Annotated in this window: 12 protein-coding genes; 7 read left to right on the forward strand and 5 right to left on the reverse strand. The window is 49.1% G+C overall.

Going from position 1 to position 14,704, the window contains the following annotated elements; all coding sequences use genetic code 11:
* Positions 1-12: 12 nt before the first annotated feature.
* From glgB to Q0986_RS19840, 3 genes are all read left to right on the forward strand, one after another.
* Positions 13-2,322 carry a 1,4-alpha-glucan branching enzyme gene (glgB, locus tag Q0986_RS19830; RefSeq protein ID WP_299414748.1) on the forward strand — a complete coding sequence of 770 codons (2,310 nt, stop codon included), beginning with the start codon at positions 13-15 and terminating at the stop codon, positions 2,320-2,322.
* A gap of 76 nt (positions 2,323-2,398) precedes the next feature.
* Positions 2,399-2,974 (forward strand): hypothetical protein, encoded by a 576-nt coding sequence (locus tag Q0986_RS19835; protein ID WP_299414750.1) that lies wholly within the window; start codon positions 2,399-2,401, stop codon positions 2,972-2,974.
* Between the two features lie 621 nt (positions 2,975-3,595).
* Entirely contained in the window at positions 3,596-5,263 is a 1,668-nt protein-coding gene (locus Q0986_RS19840) for a matrixin family metalloprotease (RefSeq protein WP_299414752.1), read from the forward strand.
* A 297-nt stretch (positions 5,264-5,560) separates the two neighbouring features.
* Here the strand turns inward: Q0986_RS19840 and Q0986_RS19845 are convergent, their stop codons facing one another.
* From Q0986_RS19845 to Q0986_RS19855, 3 genes are all read right to left on the reverse strand, one after another.
* On the reverse strand, positions 5,561-6,418 hold the full coding sequence (locus tag Q0986_RS19845) for a VanW family protein (RefSeq protein ID WP_299414754.1): 858 nt from the start codon (positions 6,416-6,418) through the stop codon (positions 5,561-5,563).
* 116 nt (positions 6,419-6,534) lie between these two features.
* Positions 6,535-7,326, reverse strand: a complete 792-nt coding sequence (locus Q0986_RS19850; RefSeq protein WP_299414757.1) for an ABC transporter ATP-binding protein — start codon at positions 7,324-7,326, stop codon at positions 6,535-6,537.
* Positions 7,316-8,752, reverse strand: a complete 1,437-nt coding sequence (locus tag Q0986_RS19855; protein WP_299414759.1) for a branched-chain amino acid ABC transporter permease — start codon at positions 8,750-8,752, stop codon at positions 7,316-7,318. The genes Q0986_RS19850 and Q0986_RS19855 overlap by 11 nt, the downstream gene beginning before the upstream one ends.
* A 171-nt stretch (positions 8,753-8,923) precedes the next feature.
* Between Q0986_RS19855 and Q0986_RS19860 the strand changes: the two genes are divergently transcribed.
* Both Q0986_RS19860 and Q0986_RS19865 read left to right on the forward strand, forming a co-directional pair.
* The gene (locus tag Q0986_RS19860; RefSeq protein ID WP_299414761.1) at positions 8,924-10,513 is read left to right on the forward strand and encodes a glucose-6-phosphate isomerase; all 1,590 of its coding nucleotides are present in this window, start codon (positions 8,924-8,926) and stop codon (positions 10,511-10,513) included.
* A gap of 190 nt (positions 10,514-10,703) precedes the next feature.
* The gene (locus Q0986_RS19865) at positions 10,704-11,606 is read left to right on the forward strand and encodes an FHA domain-containing protein (protein WP_299414763.1); all 903 of its coding nucleotides are present in this window, start codon (positions 10,704-10,706) and stop codon (positions 11,604-11,606) included.
* Between the two features lie 24 nt (positions 11,607-11,630).
* On the opposite strand, the gene Q0986_RS19870 is transcribed toward Q0986_RS19865, so the two are convergent.
* Positions 11,631-12,530, reverse strand: a complete 900-nt coding sequence (locus Q0986_RS19870) for an AEC family transporter (RefSeq protein ID WP_299414766.1) — start codon at positions 12,528-12,530, stop codon at positions 11,631-11,633.
* Positions 12,531-12,603: 73 nt separating this feature from the next.
* Here Q0986_RS19870 and Q0986_RS19875 point away from each other — a divergent pair, with 73 nt between their 5' ends.
* On the forward strand, positions 12,604-13,020 hold the full coding sequence (locus Q0986_RS19875; RefSeq protein WP_299414768.1) for a DUF2809 domain-containing protein: 417 nt from the start codon (positions 12,604-12,606) through the stop codon (positions 13,018-13,020).
* A gap of 58 nt (positions 13,021-13,078) precedes the next feature.
* On the opposite strand, the gene Q0986_RS19880 is transcribed toward Q0986_RS19875, so the two are convergent.
* The gene (locus Q0986_RS19880; RefSeq protein WP_299414770.1) at positions 13,079-14,050 is read right to left on the reverse strand and encodes a Rieske 2Fe-2S domain-containing protein; all 972 of its coding nucleotides are present in this window, start codon (positions 14,048-14,050) and stop codon (positions 13,079-13,081) included.
* Between the two features lie 102 nt (positions 14,051-14,152).
* Between Q0986_RS19880 and Q0986_RS19885 the strand changes: the two genes are divergently transcribed.
* On the forward strand, positions 14,153-14,704 hold a 552-nt coding region (locus Q0986_RS19885), incomplete at its 3' end, for a TetR/AcrR family transcriptional regulator (RefSeq protein WP_299414773.1).

The following is a 14,704-nucleotide window of genomic DNA, read 5'->3' on the forward strand; positions in this document are numbered from 1 at the left end:
TTAGGTAATTTCATGTCCACCCCTCTTACTGCCGATCAAGTCAACCGAATTGTTTGGAATCACCATCACGATCCTTTCGAGGTTCTCGGTCCCCATCCTAGTCAAGACGGCAAATCCGGGTGGATTGTCCGGGCCTATTGGCCCAAAGCCGATGCCGTATCTGTGGTTTGTCCGGGGCAGAGGCAGGAATATCCTATGCAGAGTGTTCATGATCCCCACTTCTTTGAATGCGAAGTTCCTATTGATGGGGCGCTGAATTACCAACTGCGGGTAAAAGAAGGAGACCATGAGCGTGTTATTTATGACCCCTACGCCTTTAAATCCCCACGAGTCACAGAGTATGACCAACATCTTTTTGCTGAAGGCAATCATCACCGCATCTATGAGAAGTTAGGTGCCCATCTCACTACCCTGGACGGCGTAGAAGGGGTTTACTTTGCTCTTTGGGCACCCAATGCGCGTAATGTTTCACTTTTGGGAGATTTTAATGCTTGGGATGGTCGTCAGCATCAAATGCGGAAAGGACCCTCCGGTATTTGGGAGTTGTTTATCCCCGAACTGAGTATTGGCGAGCACTATAAATACGAAGTCAAAAACTACGAAGGCCATATCTACGAAAAATCAGATCCTTACGGATTTCAGCAAGAAGTTCGTCCCAAAACCGCGTCCATTGTCACGGATCTTGATTCCTACACTTGGTCCGATGGATCGTGGATGGAGCAGCGTCGCAATTCAGACGCTTTATCCCAGCCTATCTCGATCTACGAAGTCCATTTGGGGTCTTGGATGCATGCTTCCTCGGAAGAGCCTCCTACATCAGCAGAGGGACATATCCTACCCCCCGTTATTGTCTCTGAACTCAAGCCTGGGGCTCGATTCCTGACCTATCGAGAATTAGCAGATCGCTTAATCCCCTACGTGAAAGAACTAGGCTTTACTCATATAGAGCTACTGCCCGTTGCCGAACATCCCTTTGACGGCTCTTGGGGCTATCAAGTGACGGGTTACTACGCTTGTACCTCGCGGTATGGAACGCCCGAAGACTTTATGTATTTTGTCGACCAGTGCCATCAGCAGGGCATTGGGGTGATTGTGGATTGGGTGCCTGGACATTTCCCCAAAGATGGGCATGGCCTAGCCTTTTTTGACGGTACCCATCTCTACGAGCATGCCGATCCCCGCAAAGGAGAGCATAAGGAATGGGGCACGCTGGTCTTCAACTACAGCCGCAAGGAAGTCAAGAACTTTCTGATTGCCAATGCCCTGTTTTGGTTCGATAAGTATCATATCGACGGTATCCGAGTCGATGCCGTCGCTTCAATGCTCTATCTCAACTACTGCCGAAAAGATGGGGAGTGGGTCGCCAATGAATATGGGGGAGCAGAGAATATCGAAGCAGCGGATTTCCTCCGCCATCTCAACGATCTGCTGTTTAGCTACTACCCTGGAATTCTTTCGATTGCTGAAGAATCAACCGCTTGGCCGATGGTGTCTTGGCCCACCTATGTGGGGGGCTTAGGTTTTAACCTCAAATGGAATATGGGATGGATGCATGACATGTTGGATTACTTCAACATGGATCCCTGGTTCCGTCAATTTCACCAGAACAACGTCACCTTCAGCATCATGTATGCCTTTAGTGAAAACTTTATGTTGGCTCTGTCTCACGATGAAATTGTCCATGGCAAGAGCAATATGCTGGGCAAAATGCCGGGGGATGAATGGCAGAAATTTGCGAATTTGCGATGTCTGTACACCTTTATGTTTACCCACCCCGGCAAGAAAACGCTGTTTATGAGTATGGAGTTTGGCCAGTGGAGTGAGTGGAATGTTTGGGGTGATCTGGAGTGGCAACTTCTACAATATGATCCCCATCAAAATCTCAAGCAGTTTGTCGCTGACTTGAATCATCTCTATAAGGAATTACCAGCTCTATTTACCAATGACTTTAGCTATGACGGATTTGAGTGGGTAGACTGTAACGACAATCGCCACAGCGTCATCTCCTTTGTCCGCCGGGCCAAGGACTCGGATGAGTTTGTGCTGACGGTATGTAACTTTACCCCGCAACCCCATAGCCATTACCGCGTCGGGGTGCCGGAAGCCGGGTACTACGTCGAGCGTTTTAATAGTGATGGCCGTCAATATGGCGGCAGTAATATGGGGAATTTAGGTGGCAAATGGACGGATGAATGGGCGTTTCATAATCGTCCCTACTCCTTAGATCTTTGTTTGCCACCTTTGGCCACCTTGGTCTTTACGTTAGATCGGCAAAAAACGATGCAGGCCTACCAGCAACTGCCTGGCTCGCAAAATCAATAGGTTTTGCCAATTTCAAGAAACCTGTCACACTGGACTTGGGATAGACCCGATCATCACTTAAGAAGAGGATGCCCTTATGGGCGCTACGTTAGAGCAAATTGCTGGGTACTTAGATAAGCAAGGACTGATTTACGAAATTCAGTCTGATAAGGCACGCATTATTACTCAAGTCGAAGCTGAGCATGTCGAAGATTTTTTGATCGTGATTCAGCTAGATGAAGAAGGCGAGTTCTTTAAGTTATTTGTGCCTGAGGTGCTGACGGGGGTCCAAACTCACCCGCATAAGGCTGCTATTTTGCAAACCATGCTGGTCATTTCTTGGGAAACTAAGATGTTGCAGTGGGAGTATGATGCCTCCGACGGCGAAATTCGGGCCATTATTGAATTCCCCTTAGAAGACGCCATTATGACGGAACGCCAATTCGAACGTTGCTTCAGTGGTTTGGTGGAGATGGTGGATAGTTGGGCGATGCCTCGTTTGCGAGAAGTGATGGAAACGGGGGTCGATCCAGGTGATGTTGCTTTGGGTGAGCGCCTCCTGTTAACGATTGAGCAGGAAGCACCAGGGTTGCTTGTGCTGCTGGAGAAAGCAATGCAGGCCCGTAAACATCGAGGCCAGTTCCCTCCCTTACGGGATTCCTGGTTGGATTAATCTATCTGCAAGGGATTGCTGCACAGCAGTGCGGCGTAAATGTGGTATTGGTTCTGGTCAGGCGGTGTCTATGCATGACTGTGGGAGCAATCAGCCACTATCCCCATACAGGCAGAAATAAAGAGTGGTGATAGGCCGGTCGCCGTGGCAACCCAAAAATAGGGAACCTCAGTTCGGGTTAAGGCCATTTTTGCAGCATCCTTACGGAAGAATCAATGTTTCAGCCTATGCAAGCATAAGGGGTTCAGCTGATTCCGAACTGAGGTTAGGAAGGACATTGATAGCGGGAACGATAAACCTGTGCGGACTATCCTGACTGGGATGGGTCGCGAACAGGATGTGGCCACTCACTTATCGGCAGGATTTCAGACTCAAAAAGGAATCTATGCCCCCATAAATCATTCGAAAAAACAATAATTTAAATCTATTAACTTGTAATCGCAAAAAAAATACAGATATGACCTCTGATAGAGTAATTTTTGGGCTTATTTCTCTGTAGCTGTAGTCTGGATTACTTCATAAGGTGATCAACAATATGTTAAAACCTCTGAAGACATACACATTTAAAAGGGGGAGTTTATGGTTCAAAAACAAATAAGACATTGATTCTGAGGAGGATATATGCGTCATCTTGCATCTTCAATTGAAAGCTTGAATGACCTTAAATTTGGTTCAAATTCTCTGACATCTGTCAATCCCAATCGTGACAGCCTTGATATTGATTTACTCCGACCGGAAAGTCTAGATTTGTCTGCTCTTAAGAGTCTAGACCTATCAAACTTAGAGAGTCTGGTCCTATCTGATTTAGAGAGTCTGGCTCCTACCGTTAATGTTCCTGATCTTCAGACATCCCTCCCCGCGCAACTTCTTGCTCCTGAGGGCTCGGCATCCGTAACCGCTCAATCGGCTGATGCATCTAACGCTGTCGACAGCGGCTACTGCTGTATGTGTACCGCTTGTGGTAGTTATAGTGGGCATAGTCATGGTGCAGGATTCCAGGTTGGAGGAACGGTTGCCCAGTTTAATGACAGTGGCGGACGCTTCAAGTGGGATCAGCCTGATGGTACAGGCAGTGACGTTGATATCACCTACAGTTTTGCTCCGAATTTTCAGCTTTCTGGTTTGTCCGATAGCCAAGCAAAATCGCTGTTCCGGGAAGCCTTAGGAGTCTGGGCGGATGTCGCCCCCTTAAATTTTCAGGAAGTGCAAGACCCTGGTAATGGCCGTGATGTCGATATTCGAGTTAGCGCTGACTTTATTGATGGTCGGAGTAATACGCTGGCCTTCGCTTTTTTCCCGCAAGGGGGAGACCAAACCTATGATACTGGCGAGAATTGGGACAGCAGTCTGTTTCTAGAAACTGCTGTTCATGAAACAGGACATAGTTTGGGGCTAGGGCATGAATCTGGGACAGATGCCATTATGAATCCGTCTATCCAAAGGCGGTTCGATGGGGCTGGGTCGGCCTTCTTGCTCCAAGATGATATCAATGGTATTCGCAGTCTTTACGGGAGTGGGCAAGGTTCTGTCAGTTCTCTGTCACCGTCACCTAGCCCTAGTCCCAGCCCAACACCCAGCCCCAGCCCGACGCCCAGTCCCAGCCCGAGTCCAACGCCGAGTCCCAGCCCCACGCCTAACCCTAGGCAAATTGACGGTACGTCTGGTAGCGATACCCTGACGGGTGGAGCTGCAAATGAGACCATTCGAGGCTTTGCGGGGAATGATGTTCTGAATGGTCAGAGTGGCAATGATGTGGTGCGTGGGGGCAGTGGCAATGATAGTGTCTTTGGCGGAACTGGCAATGATAGCGTTTATGGTGGCAACAATAACGATCGTCTCTATGCTGGCGCTGGACGAGATAAGGCTTATGGCGGTAAAGGCAATGATTTAGTGATTGGCGGCAAGGGAAATGATTCCCTCTTTGGGGGAAGTGGTCGCGACCGATTGATTGGCGTTTTGGCGCGTGATCGCAATCCCGGAGTGAATGAGATTGATGAAATGACTGGGGGTTCGGGTGCAGACACTTTTGTGCTGGGGAATCAGCAAAAAGTTTTCTATGCTGATGGTCCTGCTACCAGTAACTATGTTATTGTGCGGGACTTCAACCCAAATCAAGGGGATGTACTAGAACTCCGTGGTCAAGCGAGTGATTACTCCTTAGGGGCTGCCCCCCAGGGATTGAATGGGACGGCTCTCGTTTACGAGGGAGGAAACTCTAACGAAATCATCGGCATTATCCAGGGAACCACCAACTTTAGCCTCAGTGGTGATGAAGTTCGGTATGTTTAATCCCTATGTGAGCCAATACTCCTGAGGCAATAGGGTCTCAGGAGTGAAAGGACTTCAGGTTTGGAGCAGCAAGCTCTTGCTAAATATGGGTTTGCTACTCCAGCAATATGGATAGTTTGTGGAAATGTTTAGCCCAGACTGGCCCTGACAGAGCCTGGAGGATATATAAGATTTTCTGATGAGCTTTGGTCTTGACCTTCAAGGTGACTTTAACGATTAACTTGTGTATGCTGGCGAGACGACTAGTCCTCCAATCAGAAGCCATATAATATGAGTCTTTGCAGTATCCCCAGCTTTTTAGGAATGGGCTGAGGATGGAGAAGATGACGCCTCATCCCCACTCCTTAACAAGGGTGAATACATCATGAGTGCGTGGTTCTCAGTAATAAATTCATCTGGGAAAACCTCGTTGGTCAATAAATGACGTTTTTTCCGAAAAATCTGGTTGTGGCGCATATATCGACCGGCAATAGGACCCGTAATCTGGTGATTGCGCTCCAAGATTTCGTAGTGATAGGGACATTTTGTATCTGATCGCAGCTCGCCACATAGGTCTGTGTCTGTTAACCAGAGACATAGTTGAAAGGGGTGGTGAGTGTTGTTTTCTAGCTGTAAATCAATATAGTTATAGGCGACCGTTGCTCCACTGCCAAAGGGAAGGGAACGATTGAGATCGGGGAAGACATCATAGCTGTGTCGCCAGCGTTCTTTAACGGTTAAGGGAGAATGTAGGGCCATCCAATACAGCAGATTGGCTAACTGGCACAGCCCACCTCCATACCCTGATTTCACTTGGCCATTGTTCAAGGTCATACCCGGTTTGAATCCGCGTCGTTTGGTGGGATTGCCGACTAAATACCAAAAGGAGAACACCTCTCCGGGATGGATGATGACTGAGTTGATGCAGTGAATGGCTAGCTGTAAATTAGTGACTTTGTTGTGCTGCAGCCACATGTCTACATCTTTGAGTTGGCGTAACAAAAAAGACTGATGGGAAAATACTGTTATAGGTAAGCGATTAGATCCCTTGGGGACTGCAAACTTTGTCCCTGAAAACTGCCATTCCCACTTCCGTTTTTGAATGTAATATTGTCGACCTAGCAGTAATCTCAGGCGAGTGCGTTGCTGATGCTGAGGCGGATGAAGGTCGTTCATAGGCAAGTTTCGCGATTGAAATCTTGTCTCAGTGATAGCAAGGCGATGGTGGGTTAGCTGTGATCTTTAACAGCAAGAATAGATCAGCAAAGTGCTGATACTCCTATCGTCTGATGTTACTGTCCTAGATAGGCTTCTAGCACTTCTTTGTTGGATTGGATTTCCGCGGGGGTGCCTTCGGCGAGGTTTTGTCCCTCGGCCAATACCCAAACGCGATCGCACAAGGACATAATCACATCCATATTGTGCTCAATAATCAAGAAGGTAATGCCGTTGTCATTCCACCGATTGATATGGCCACAAATTTGCTGAATCAGAGTGGGATTCACCCCCGCAGCGGGTTCGTCCAGCAGCATCAGTTTCGGATCGGCCATCAAGCCTCTGGCCATTTCGAGTAGCTTGCGCTGACCACCAGAGAGGGCACCCGCGTAGTCATTGACCTTCGCGGCTAGGCCCACGGATTCGAGGATGACATGCGCTTTTTCTTTTAGCTCGCGCTCTTGCCGACGAATGATATGGGCTTGGAAAAACGTATTTTGCAGCTTTTCTCCGGTTTGGTTGGGCGCTGCGAGCAGCATATTCTCTAGGACTGACAATCGCGACAGCACCCGCGCCACCTGAAAGGTGCGAATCATTCCCCTCAGGGCAATTTTGTGGGGTTGCAAGCGCTCAATGGGTTTGCCATCAAAGATAATCCGCCCGTGGTCGGGGGCAATAAAATTACAGAGCAAATTAAACAGGGTGGTTTTCCCGGCGCCATTGGGACCAATTAACCCGACAATCTTGCCTTTGGGGACATGAATCTCGGCATCATTAACCGCTTGAATGCCACCAAAGGCTTTGGAGAGCCCCTGGGCTGTCAATAACGACTGGTCCGGTGGGCTTGAAGGGGCGCGCTTATCGTCCAAGGGTGAGTTCCTCCTTCTTGCCCAACAGACCTTGGGGCCGCCACATCATTAACACAATTAGCATTAGACCAATCACCATCACCCGAAAAGCCCCCAACCGAGCATCATCTAGGGGCAAGATATTAGGGAGAACAAAGCGGGTGACCTCATAATAGGCCCAAAAAATACCTGCTCCCAATAGGGTGCCGACGTTATTTCCCGCACCGCCGACCACAATAATAATCCAGGCTTCAAAGGTCTTGAGGGGGATAAAGCCATCGGGGTTAATAAAGGTGAGTTGCCAGGCATAAAAGGATCCGGCAATCCCTGCGATCGCACCGCCTAACATAAAGGACTGCAGCTTATAGCGAAACACATCTTTGCCCAAGGCTTTGGCGACTTCCTCATCTTCTCGAATTGAAGTTAACACTCGCCCCCAGGGCGAATTGACCCAGCGCTCCAACTGCCAAAAGACCAAGGCAATGGTCAGAATCAGCAGCCATAGCAGACCCGCTTTGTAGGTGTAGTCGACAATGCCCATGACATGGGCTCCGAAAAACATCACCACCAATCCCATCCCCATAGAAACCGTCAGTAGACTGAGGTGGGTACTCAGGGACTGGGTGCGGAGTTGCTGAACCGGTTGTCGGCAGGAGGCATAAACGAGAACCACCCCCACTAGGGCCAGTGGTGCAGCCATGGCTAACCGCATCACCAACAAAATGATTTCCTGGAGAAAGGACGGTAGCTGGATGGTCAGACTGAGTGAAAAGGAAAACCACCAGCAGACCGCAACGCCCACTAAGCACAGCACATATCCCACAAATAGCGGCATGGATATAGCCGGAGGGCCTTCCCGCTGAGGTTGCAGCAGCAGCCATTGCCACAGTCGCCACAGGGTTAATCCCAACACTAAGCCCAGGGAGGCAATCATCAAGCCTTGGATCACCAGATTCGGCTGCAGTTGGGAGAGGGGGAGCGGATAGTTAAACACCCCGCGCGGTCCGCGGGTTAACCATTCTTCGTTGACGGCGACGAGCCGTAACACTTCAGATACGCCAATGGTGACAATAGACAGATAGTCTTCCCGGAGCCTTAAGGTGCTGGTCCCAATCGCTAAGCCTAGCAGCGCTGCCAACCCGGCCCCAATCAGTACGGCAATCACCAAGGGAACCTGTTCTGGCCATTTTGCCCCCAGAAATTGCAAGCTGTGATAGAGCCATCCTTGGTTAGCAATGGCCGGATACTGATCGATCAGGCGTTGGGGCATCTCCTTAATAAAATTAGGGAGGGTCAAGGCAATGGTGGTGTAGGCCCCAATCAGCATAGAGGCGACATGACCAAAGTTAATTAGCCCGGTATAGCCCCACTGTAAATTGAGCCCTAAGCTGAAAAGGGCATAAATGGTGGCGACCAGTGCTAAAGAAACAAAATACCCAACTGTCATAGGTCTGGGAGTAACAGCGTGCTGCTTCAATCAACATCTTCAGGATTTTATCAGGCTGAGGGATATTTCTTCTGACCAGAAATGCTAAAGCCCATCCGAATATTTGGTCACCTTTTCGAGCTGCACGCTATGGTTTAATCATCAACCAATCATTGCACTCAGGAACGATATATGGATGCAGCCGCCCTTTGGCAACGCTATCAAGACTGGCTTTATTACCACGAGCAGCTGGGTATCTATGTAGACATCAGCCGCATGAGTTTTGATGATGCATTCGTGGAACGCTTGGAGCCTAAGTTTATAAAGGCGTTCAAGGAAATGGATGCCCTGGAAGCGGGTGCGATCGCAAATCCTGACGAAAATCGCATGGTTGGCCATTATTGGCTCCGAGACTCTAATCTTGCCCCCACCCCTGAATTAAAGAAAGAAATTGTTACTACCTTAGAAAAGATAGAAGCCTTTGCAGCGGATGTTCATGCGGGACGGATTAAGCCCGACACCGCCCCTCGCTTTACCGACGTGATTTCTATTGGTATTGGTGGGTCTTCTTTAGGACCTCAGTTTGTATCTCAGGCTTTGGCGGTGCTCCATCCTGCCTTAGAGCTGCATTTTATCGATAACACCGATCCGGCGGGCATGGACTATATTTTGGACCGGGTTCAAGATCGCTTGGATACCACCCTGGTGGTCACCATTTCCAAGTCTGGCGGTACACCTGAGACTCGTAATGGCATGCTAGAAGCAAAAAACCGCTTCAAAAATTTGGGATTAGATTTTCCCAAACATGCCGTTGCCGTGACGGGATATGGCAGTAAACTCGCCCAAACTGCCGAAGATGAGGGCTGGTTAGCGATGCTCCCTATGCATGACTGGGTGGGGGGGAGGACCTCTGAACTGTCTGCTGTGGGCTTGGTGCCAGCGTCCTTACAAGGCATCGCCATTCGGGAGATGTTGGCAGGGGCCAAAGCCATGGATGAAGCCACCCGAATCCATGATCTGAAAACCAATCCCGCTGCCTTGCTAGCCTTGTCGTGGTATTTTGCCGGGGAAGGGGCAGGCAAAAAAGATATGGTGATTTTGCCTTACAAAGACAGCCTGATGCTGTTTAGCCGTTACCTTCAGCAGTTGGTGATGGAGTCCTTAGGTAAAGAAAAAGATCTCGACGACAAGATTGTGCACCAAGGCATTGCCGTTTATGGCAACAAAGGGTCAACAGATCAACATGCCTATGTCCAAGAATTACGGGAAGGCATTCCTAACTTCTTCCTGACCTTTATCGAGGTTTTAAAAGATCGCGATGGTACCCGCTTTGAAGTGGAACCCGGTGTGACCTCAGGGGATTACTTATCGGGATTTCTCTTAGGGACCCGAGAAGCGCTCTATGAAAAACGTCGCGATTCCATTACCGTGACCCTACCCGAAGTAACGCCGAAGCAGGTGGGTGCTTTGATTGCCCTGTATGAGCGGGCCGTGGGTCTCTATGCATCCTTAATTAATGTCAATGCCTATCACCAACCTGGTGTAGAGGCAGGCAAGAAAGCCGCAACGGATACCATTGCGTTGCAAAATAAAATTGTGCAAATCCTCAGAAATACCCTAACGCCGTTACCTATCACCAGTCTAGCTGAGAAGGCCGAAGCCCCGGATAAAGTAGAGACCGTCTATAAAATTGTCCGACATCTCGCCGCTAATAAACGGGGTGTTGAGCTATACGGTAATCCAGCGGAGCCAGGGAGCCTCCAGGTAACCCTAAAAGGCTAGTCACTGCGCGTAACCAAAATATCAACGGGCCTTCTGCATCCAGAGGCCCGTTTTTATTGCAGGTTGTTGTTATCGCGGATCGTTCCATGGCAAAAATTCCCCGGAATCTTTCTAAGAAATGTTCATTAACCCGATGAGAATTCCCATACTAAGTCTATGGCCCTTATGCCCTTGCATTTAAATTCCAACCATGACGTCTTCCCCTACGCCCCAATTGATTATTACTGGCGAGATTCCACGAAAAATTGATCTCACAAGCCAAAAAACTTGGACCCTAGGACGAAGTTCGATTAATTCGATTGTGTTGGCGGAAGGGGCTGTCTCTCGGCATCATGCCAAGCTAGAGGTTGTGGATAATCGGCATTGCTACTTTGTGGATCTCAATAGCAGCAATGGTTCTCGACTGAATCAGAAGTGGATCACAGAGCCGTTACTTCTCAAACATGGCGATGTGATTACCATCGGATCCATCAATATCCGATTTCATTTGCCCTATGTCACCCATTCCGGTTCTACGATTCCGTTTCGCCCTAAACAAGTGTTGATGATGCAGGAGTCGGCCACTCAAGGCATCATTTGGCAGGAGATCCTCTGTTCTCAGGGATTTGATGTCCATTGGTTACCTCCTTCTGCCAACATCCAACAGCGCATGAACTTGGATGCGGCTGCGAATGTTCTGCCTGATTTACTGTTGGTGGATATTGAAGCGTATAAAGGGGATGCCTTGGCGTTGTGTGTTTGGTGTCGGGATACTTACCCCCAGCTGCCCTTATTTCTAACCCTCAGTACGGTCGCGTCCGCTTCTATTGTGGAGACGAATGCAACTCTGCCCACGGGAACGGGGAAAATATTGCCCGCATTTCCTTGCGATCAGCTATCCATGAAAATTGGCACCTTTGTGCAATCTCTAGAATTCGTCCTAGAGGGCATGGGTGGCTGCACCTTGAATCAGCAGGATCTGATGGCAGCCCTTGCCAACTTGGATCAGATTCTCAGTCGTTCCAGCGTTCCCCCTGTGGCCACTCCGACCTTTGAGGATGATCTAGATGAATTTACGATTCTAGATAACAAGAAAAATCCCCAGGCTAGTTAAGGCTGACTCGGCAATCTCTGCCCCTTAAGGACCGATCGATGGGATCAGCCCCAATAGTATGGGTAAGGTGACCAGGCTGAGTAAGGTGGAGCCGATAATGGAGCGGGCAACCCGGGCGGGCTCTCCCCCAAACTCATTAACCCAAATCAGGGTGTTGACGGCAGTGGGCATGGCGCTTTGAAGCACGAGCACCTGTAAATCTAAAGGGGCGAGTCGTAGACTGGTGCCTATGCCTAGGGCGAGCAGAGGCGCGAGGAGCAGCCGCAGACTGGCAGCCATTAGTTCATACTGGCCAATTTGCAATGGATTTTGGGCCAACTGCATACCTAGGGTGACCAGGGCAATGGGGATGGCGGCATTCCCCAACATGGCGAGCCCCTCATCGAGACGGAAGGGGAGCTGAAGCCCCGAGACCTGGAGCAGTAACCCAGCCAGCATGGCCCAGAATAGCGGTAGCTTGAGAGTTAACGCGAGACCAGCGCGAAGCCCTGATGTATTCAGCAACGCCGGTCCTACCCCTGCCATCAAAATGGCGGCGGAAATCAGATAAATAATCGCCCGCTCCAATCCCGCTGCCCCTAAGGTAAAGGAGACCATGGGTAAACCCAGGTTACCGACATTGCCAAACAGGGTGGTGGCTAGCAGACTCATTTTGACCGGGGGGGAAAGTTTTAACCCACGGCTAATGAGCAGAACGATCACTGCTAGGGTCAGGGTGGTGAGCAGATATCCAGCGATCAACCCTGCCGCGCTCTGGAGAGATAGGGTATTGCGATAGAGGCTACTGGCAATCAGAGCTGGGACCAGGATATAGATGGCCAGATGCGATAAGGTTTGGTAGTCCAGCTTTAGGGTATTGCCTGCTAGATAACCAATGCAGATAATCAGGCTGACTGGCAGGATGGCAGGGAGTAAGGCGGTCATCGCAGCCCTCAATCAATGGCTAAAGTCATCCTAGGTTGGATTTACGAGAGCGTCACTCGAATTGTTGATTGTTATGTCTAAGCGACCAGCCCCACTGTATCGTCCCTATCGCCAGGCGTTGGCTGTGAGTATGGCGGTGATTGTGCCCTTGGGATTGACCTTTAAGTTTTATCAGGGGCCGGGGCAGTCGTGGCTCAATGATACGTTTGGCGGGGTGCCCTATGAGATTTTCTTTGTTTTGCTGGCGGCCTATATTTGGCCTTCGGTCTCTCCTGGGCGGATTGCGATCTCAGTTTGTCTCACCACCTGTGGATTGGAATTCCTACAGCTCTGGCAACCCGCATGGCTGCAAGCGATCCGGGCCACTTTACTCGGACGGCTGGTGTTAGGCAATACCTTTAGCTGGGAAGACTTTCCCTACTATTTTGTCGGGAGTGGATTGGGATGGTTAGGGTTGCGTTGGTTGAAGCGAGTGACATCTCACACCTAATTTTTTAGGGTTGAGAATTTAGGTGTGAACATTGGCTGTCACCGATAAAGACAATGATTCAGACTGTAGAACGCTTTTCCCAACTGCGGTATAGGTCTTCTGCGTAGAACATAATGTCCTCATTGGGCAGGCGAATGGTCGATTTTTGTCTGAGATATAAGCTTTCAAGGCACTGAGTGTCTTGCTCTACCACCAATGAAGCTGCATGGAGCAAAGAGTCTTGCATCACTGCTTTTAACTCTGGGTTACTAAACTTGGCATAGAGCAAGATAAAGGTTTTGGTTCGATCCTCCGTTTCTGGATAAAGGATATGCCCTTGATAAGTTTGAACATCAGGTGACTTGAGACAAAAAAACTGGGTAGAGGGAAAAACATATTCCAAGACGTTCTGCATTACCTCTGGAATGGCCCCTAACATCGGGTTTGCTGCAATCTCCTCGGGGGTGTAGTCTTCCTTCTCGACTGTTTGAGCGACCCTAGCATAAATATCTTGTTGCTCAATAAACTCCGCTGTGCATGATTTGCACTTAAAAAATTCTCGATGAGTCCCGTTTTGATGATGGTGGTCATAGTTAATCATTAGACTGCGCAAAAAGTTGCTGCGAATGCTTTTTTCGGCAGTCACTCCCAGAAACTCATAGTCAGCCGCCACCTGCTGATGCAGAGTAGGGATCGATAACTTTGGTTCAAAGCCGCCGTAAGTCCAGACGAATTCACCCTCAACGATTAACTCTAAGGGGTTAGCCAACGGTGCTTGGCTGAAGGTTTCAGCCTGAAGCAGCTGACCTGCACCATTAAACTCCAGAGCATGAAAGGGACAGGTAATCGTATTTCTGTGGCTACAAATCCAGCCATTGGATAAAGGCGCTTGCATATGGGGACAAATATTGTTGAGGGCAGATACGTTTCCCTCAGTGTCTTGCCAGAGAACGTAATCCTGGCCATTTAAGGTGATTTTAGTGGGCTGATTAATTCCCAGCATGGACTTGTGCGCGATCAACCAAGGCGCACCGGGAAGGATAGGTTGCATCAGATTTTATTAATTAAACACTTGTTTAATTAGAGCCTATACAACCCCGATCAGGATGTCAAGAATTACACTAAATTGAGTCGCTACTGTGATGGACTGCTCGTGCCTCCGCCTAAATCTTCGCGCTCAACCTCCAAATCAGGTAAACGAAGCCGTAACCCGGAAGTTACTAAGGCTAAAATTCTAGATTCTGCTATCGAAGAGTTTGCTCAGTATGGATTAACGGGGGCACGCACAGAAGCGATCGCATCCAAAAGCGGGGTCACTAAGGCCCTGCTGTGCTACTACTTCAAAAATAAAGAAACCCTCTATCAGGCGGTCTTACAGCACCTCGTCACTGAAATTAACACTGCTTTTCAACCCACTGACTGGGAACAGCAGTCTCCTAAGCAGGCATTGGCAGCAATGATTCGGGCTTACATTAACTTTGAATCGAAAAATCGATGGCATGGCATGTTGTGGTTTCAAGAAGCCATTCAGAATCAGGGAAAGTATGGGGAACAAACGGGATGGCAAGTAGGCTTTCAAGGCATCGTTCAGATCCTGGAAAAAGGGATGGCAGAGGGACAGTTTCGCCAACTAGATGCGTTTTTAACGGCCATCAATATCTTGGGAATCTGCTCGTTTTACTTTGATGCCCATGAGAACTTGAAA

The sequence above is a fragment of the Acaryochloris sp. IP29b_bin.148 genome, assembly GCF_028285565.1.
GTDB lineage: Bacteria > Cyanobacteriota > Cyanobacteriia > Thermosynechococcales > Thermosynechococcaceae > Acaryochloris.

Coding starts and splice junctions, on each gene's coding strand:
- Q0986_RS19845 (WP_299414754.1), bottom strand. CDS start 6,418: ATGAACGACCTTCATCCGCCTCAGCATCAGCAACGCACTCGCCTGAGA.
- Q0986_RS19835 (WP_299414750.1), top strand. CDS start 2,399: ATGGGCGCTACGTTAGAGCAAATTGCTGGGTACTTAGATAAGCAAGGA.
- Q0986_RS19875 (WP_299414768.1), top strand. CDS start 12,604: ATGTCTAAGCGACCAGCCCCACTGTATCGTCCCTATCGCCAGGCGTTG.
- Q0986_RS19855 (WP_299414759.1), bottom strand. CDS start 8,752: ATGACAGTTGGGTATTTTGTTTCTTTAGCACTGGTCGCCACCATTTAT.
- Q0986_RS19865 (WP_299414763.1), top strand. CDS start 10,704: ATGACGTCTTCCCCTACGCCCCAATTGATTATTACTGGCGAGATTCCA.
- Q0986_RS19870 (WP_299414766.1), bottom strand. CDS start 12,530: ATGACCGCCTTACTCCCTGCCATCCTGCCAGTCAGCCTGATTATCTGC.
- Q0986_RS19840 (WP_299414752.1), top strand. CDS start 3,596: ATGCGTCATCTTGCATCTTCAATTGAAAGCTTGAATGACCTTAAATTT.
- Q0986_RS19880 (WP_299414770.1), bottom strand. CDS start 14,050: ATGCAACCTATCCTTCCCGGTGCGCCTTGGTTGATCGCGCACAAGTCC.
- glgB (WP_299414748.1), top strand. CDS start 13: ATGTCCACCCCTCTTACTGCCGATCAAGTCAACCGAATTGTTTGGAAT.
- Q0986_RS19860 (WP_299414761.1), top strand. CDS start 8,924: ATGGATGCAGCCGCCCTTTGGCAACGCTATCAAGACTGGCTTTATTAC.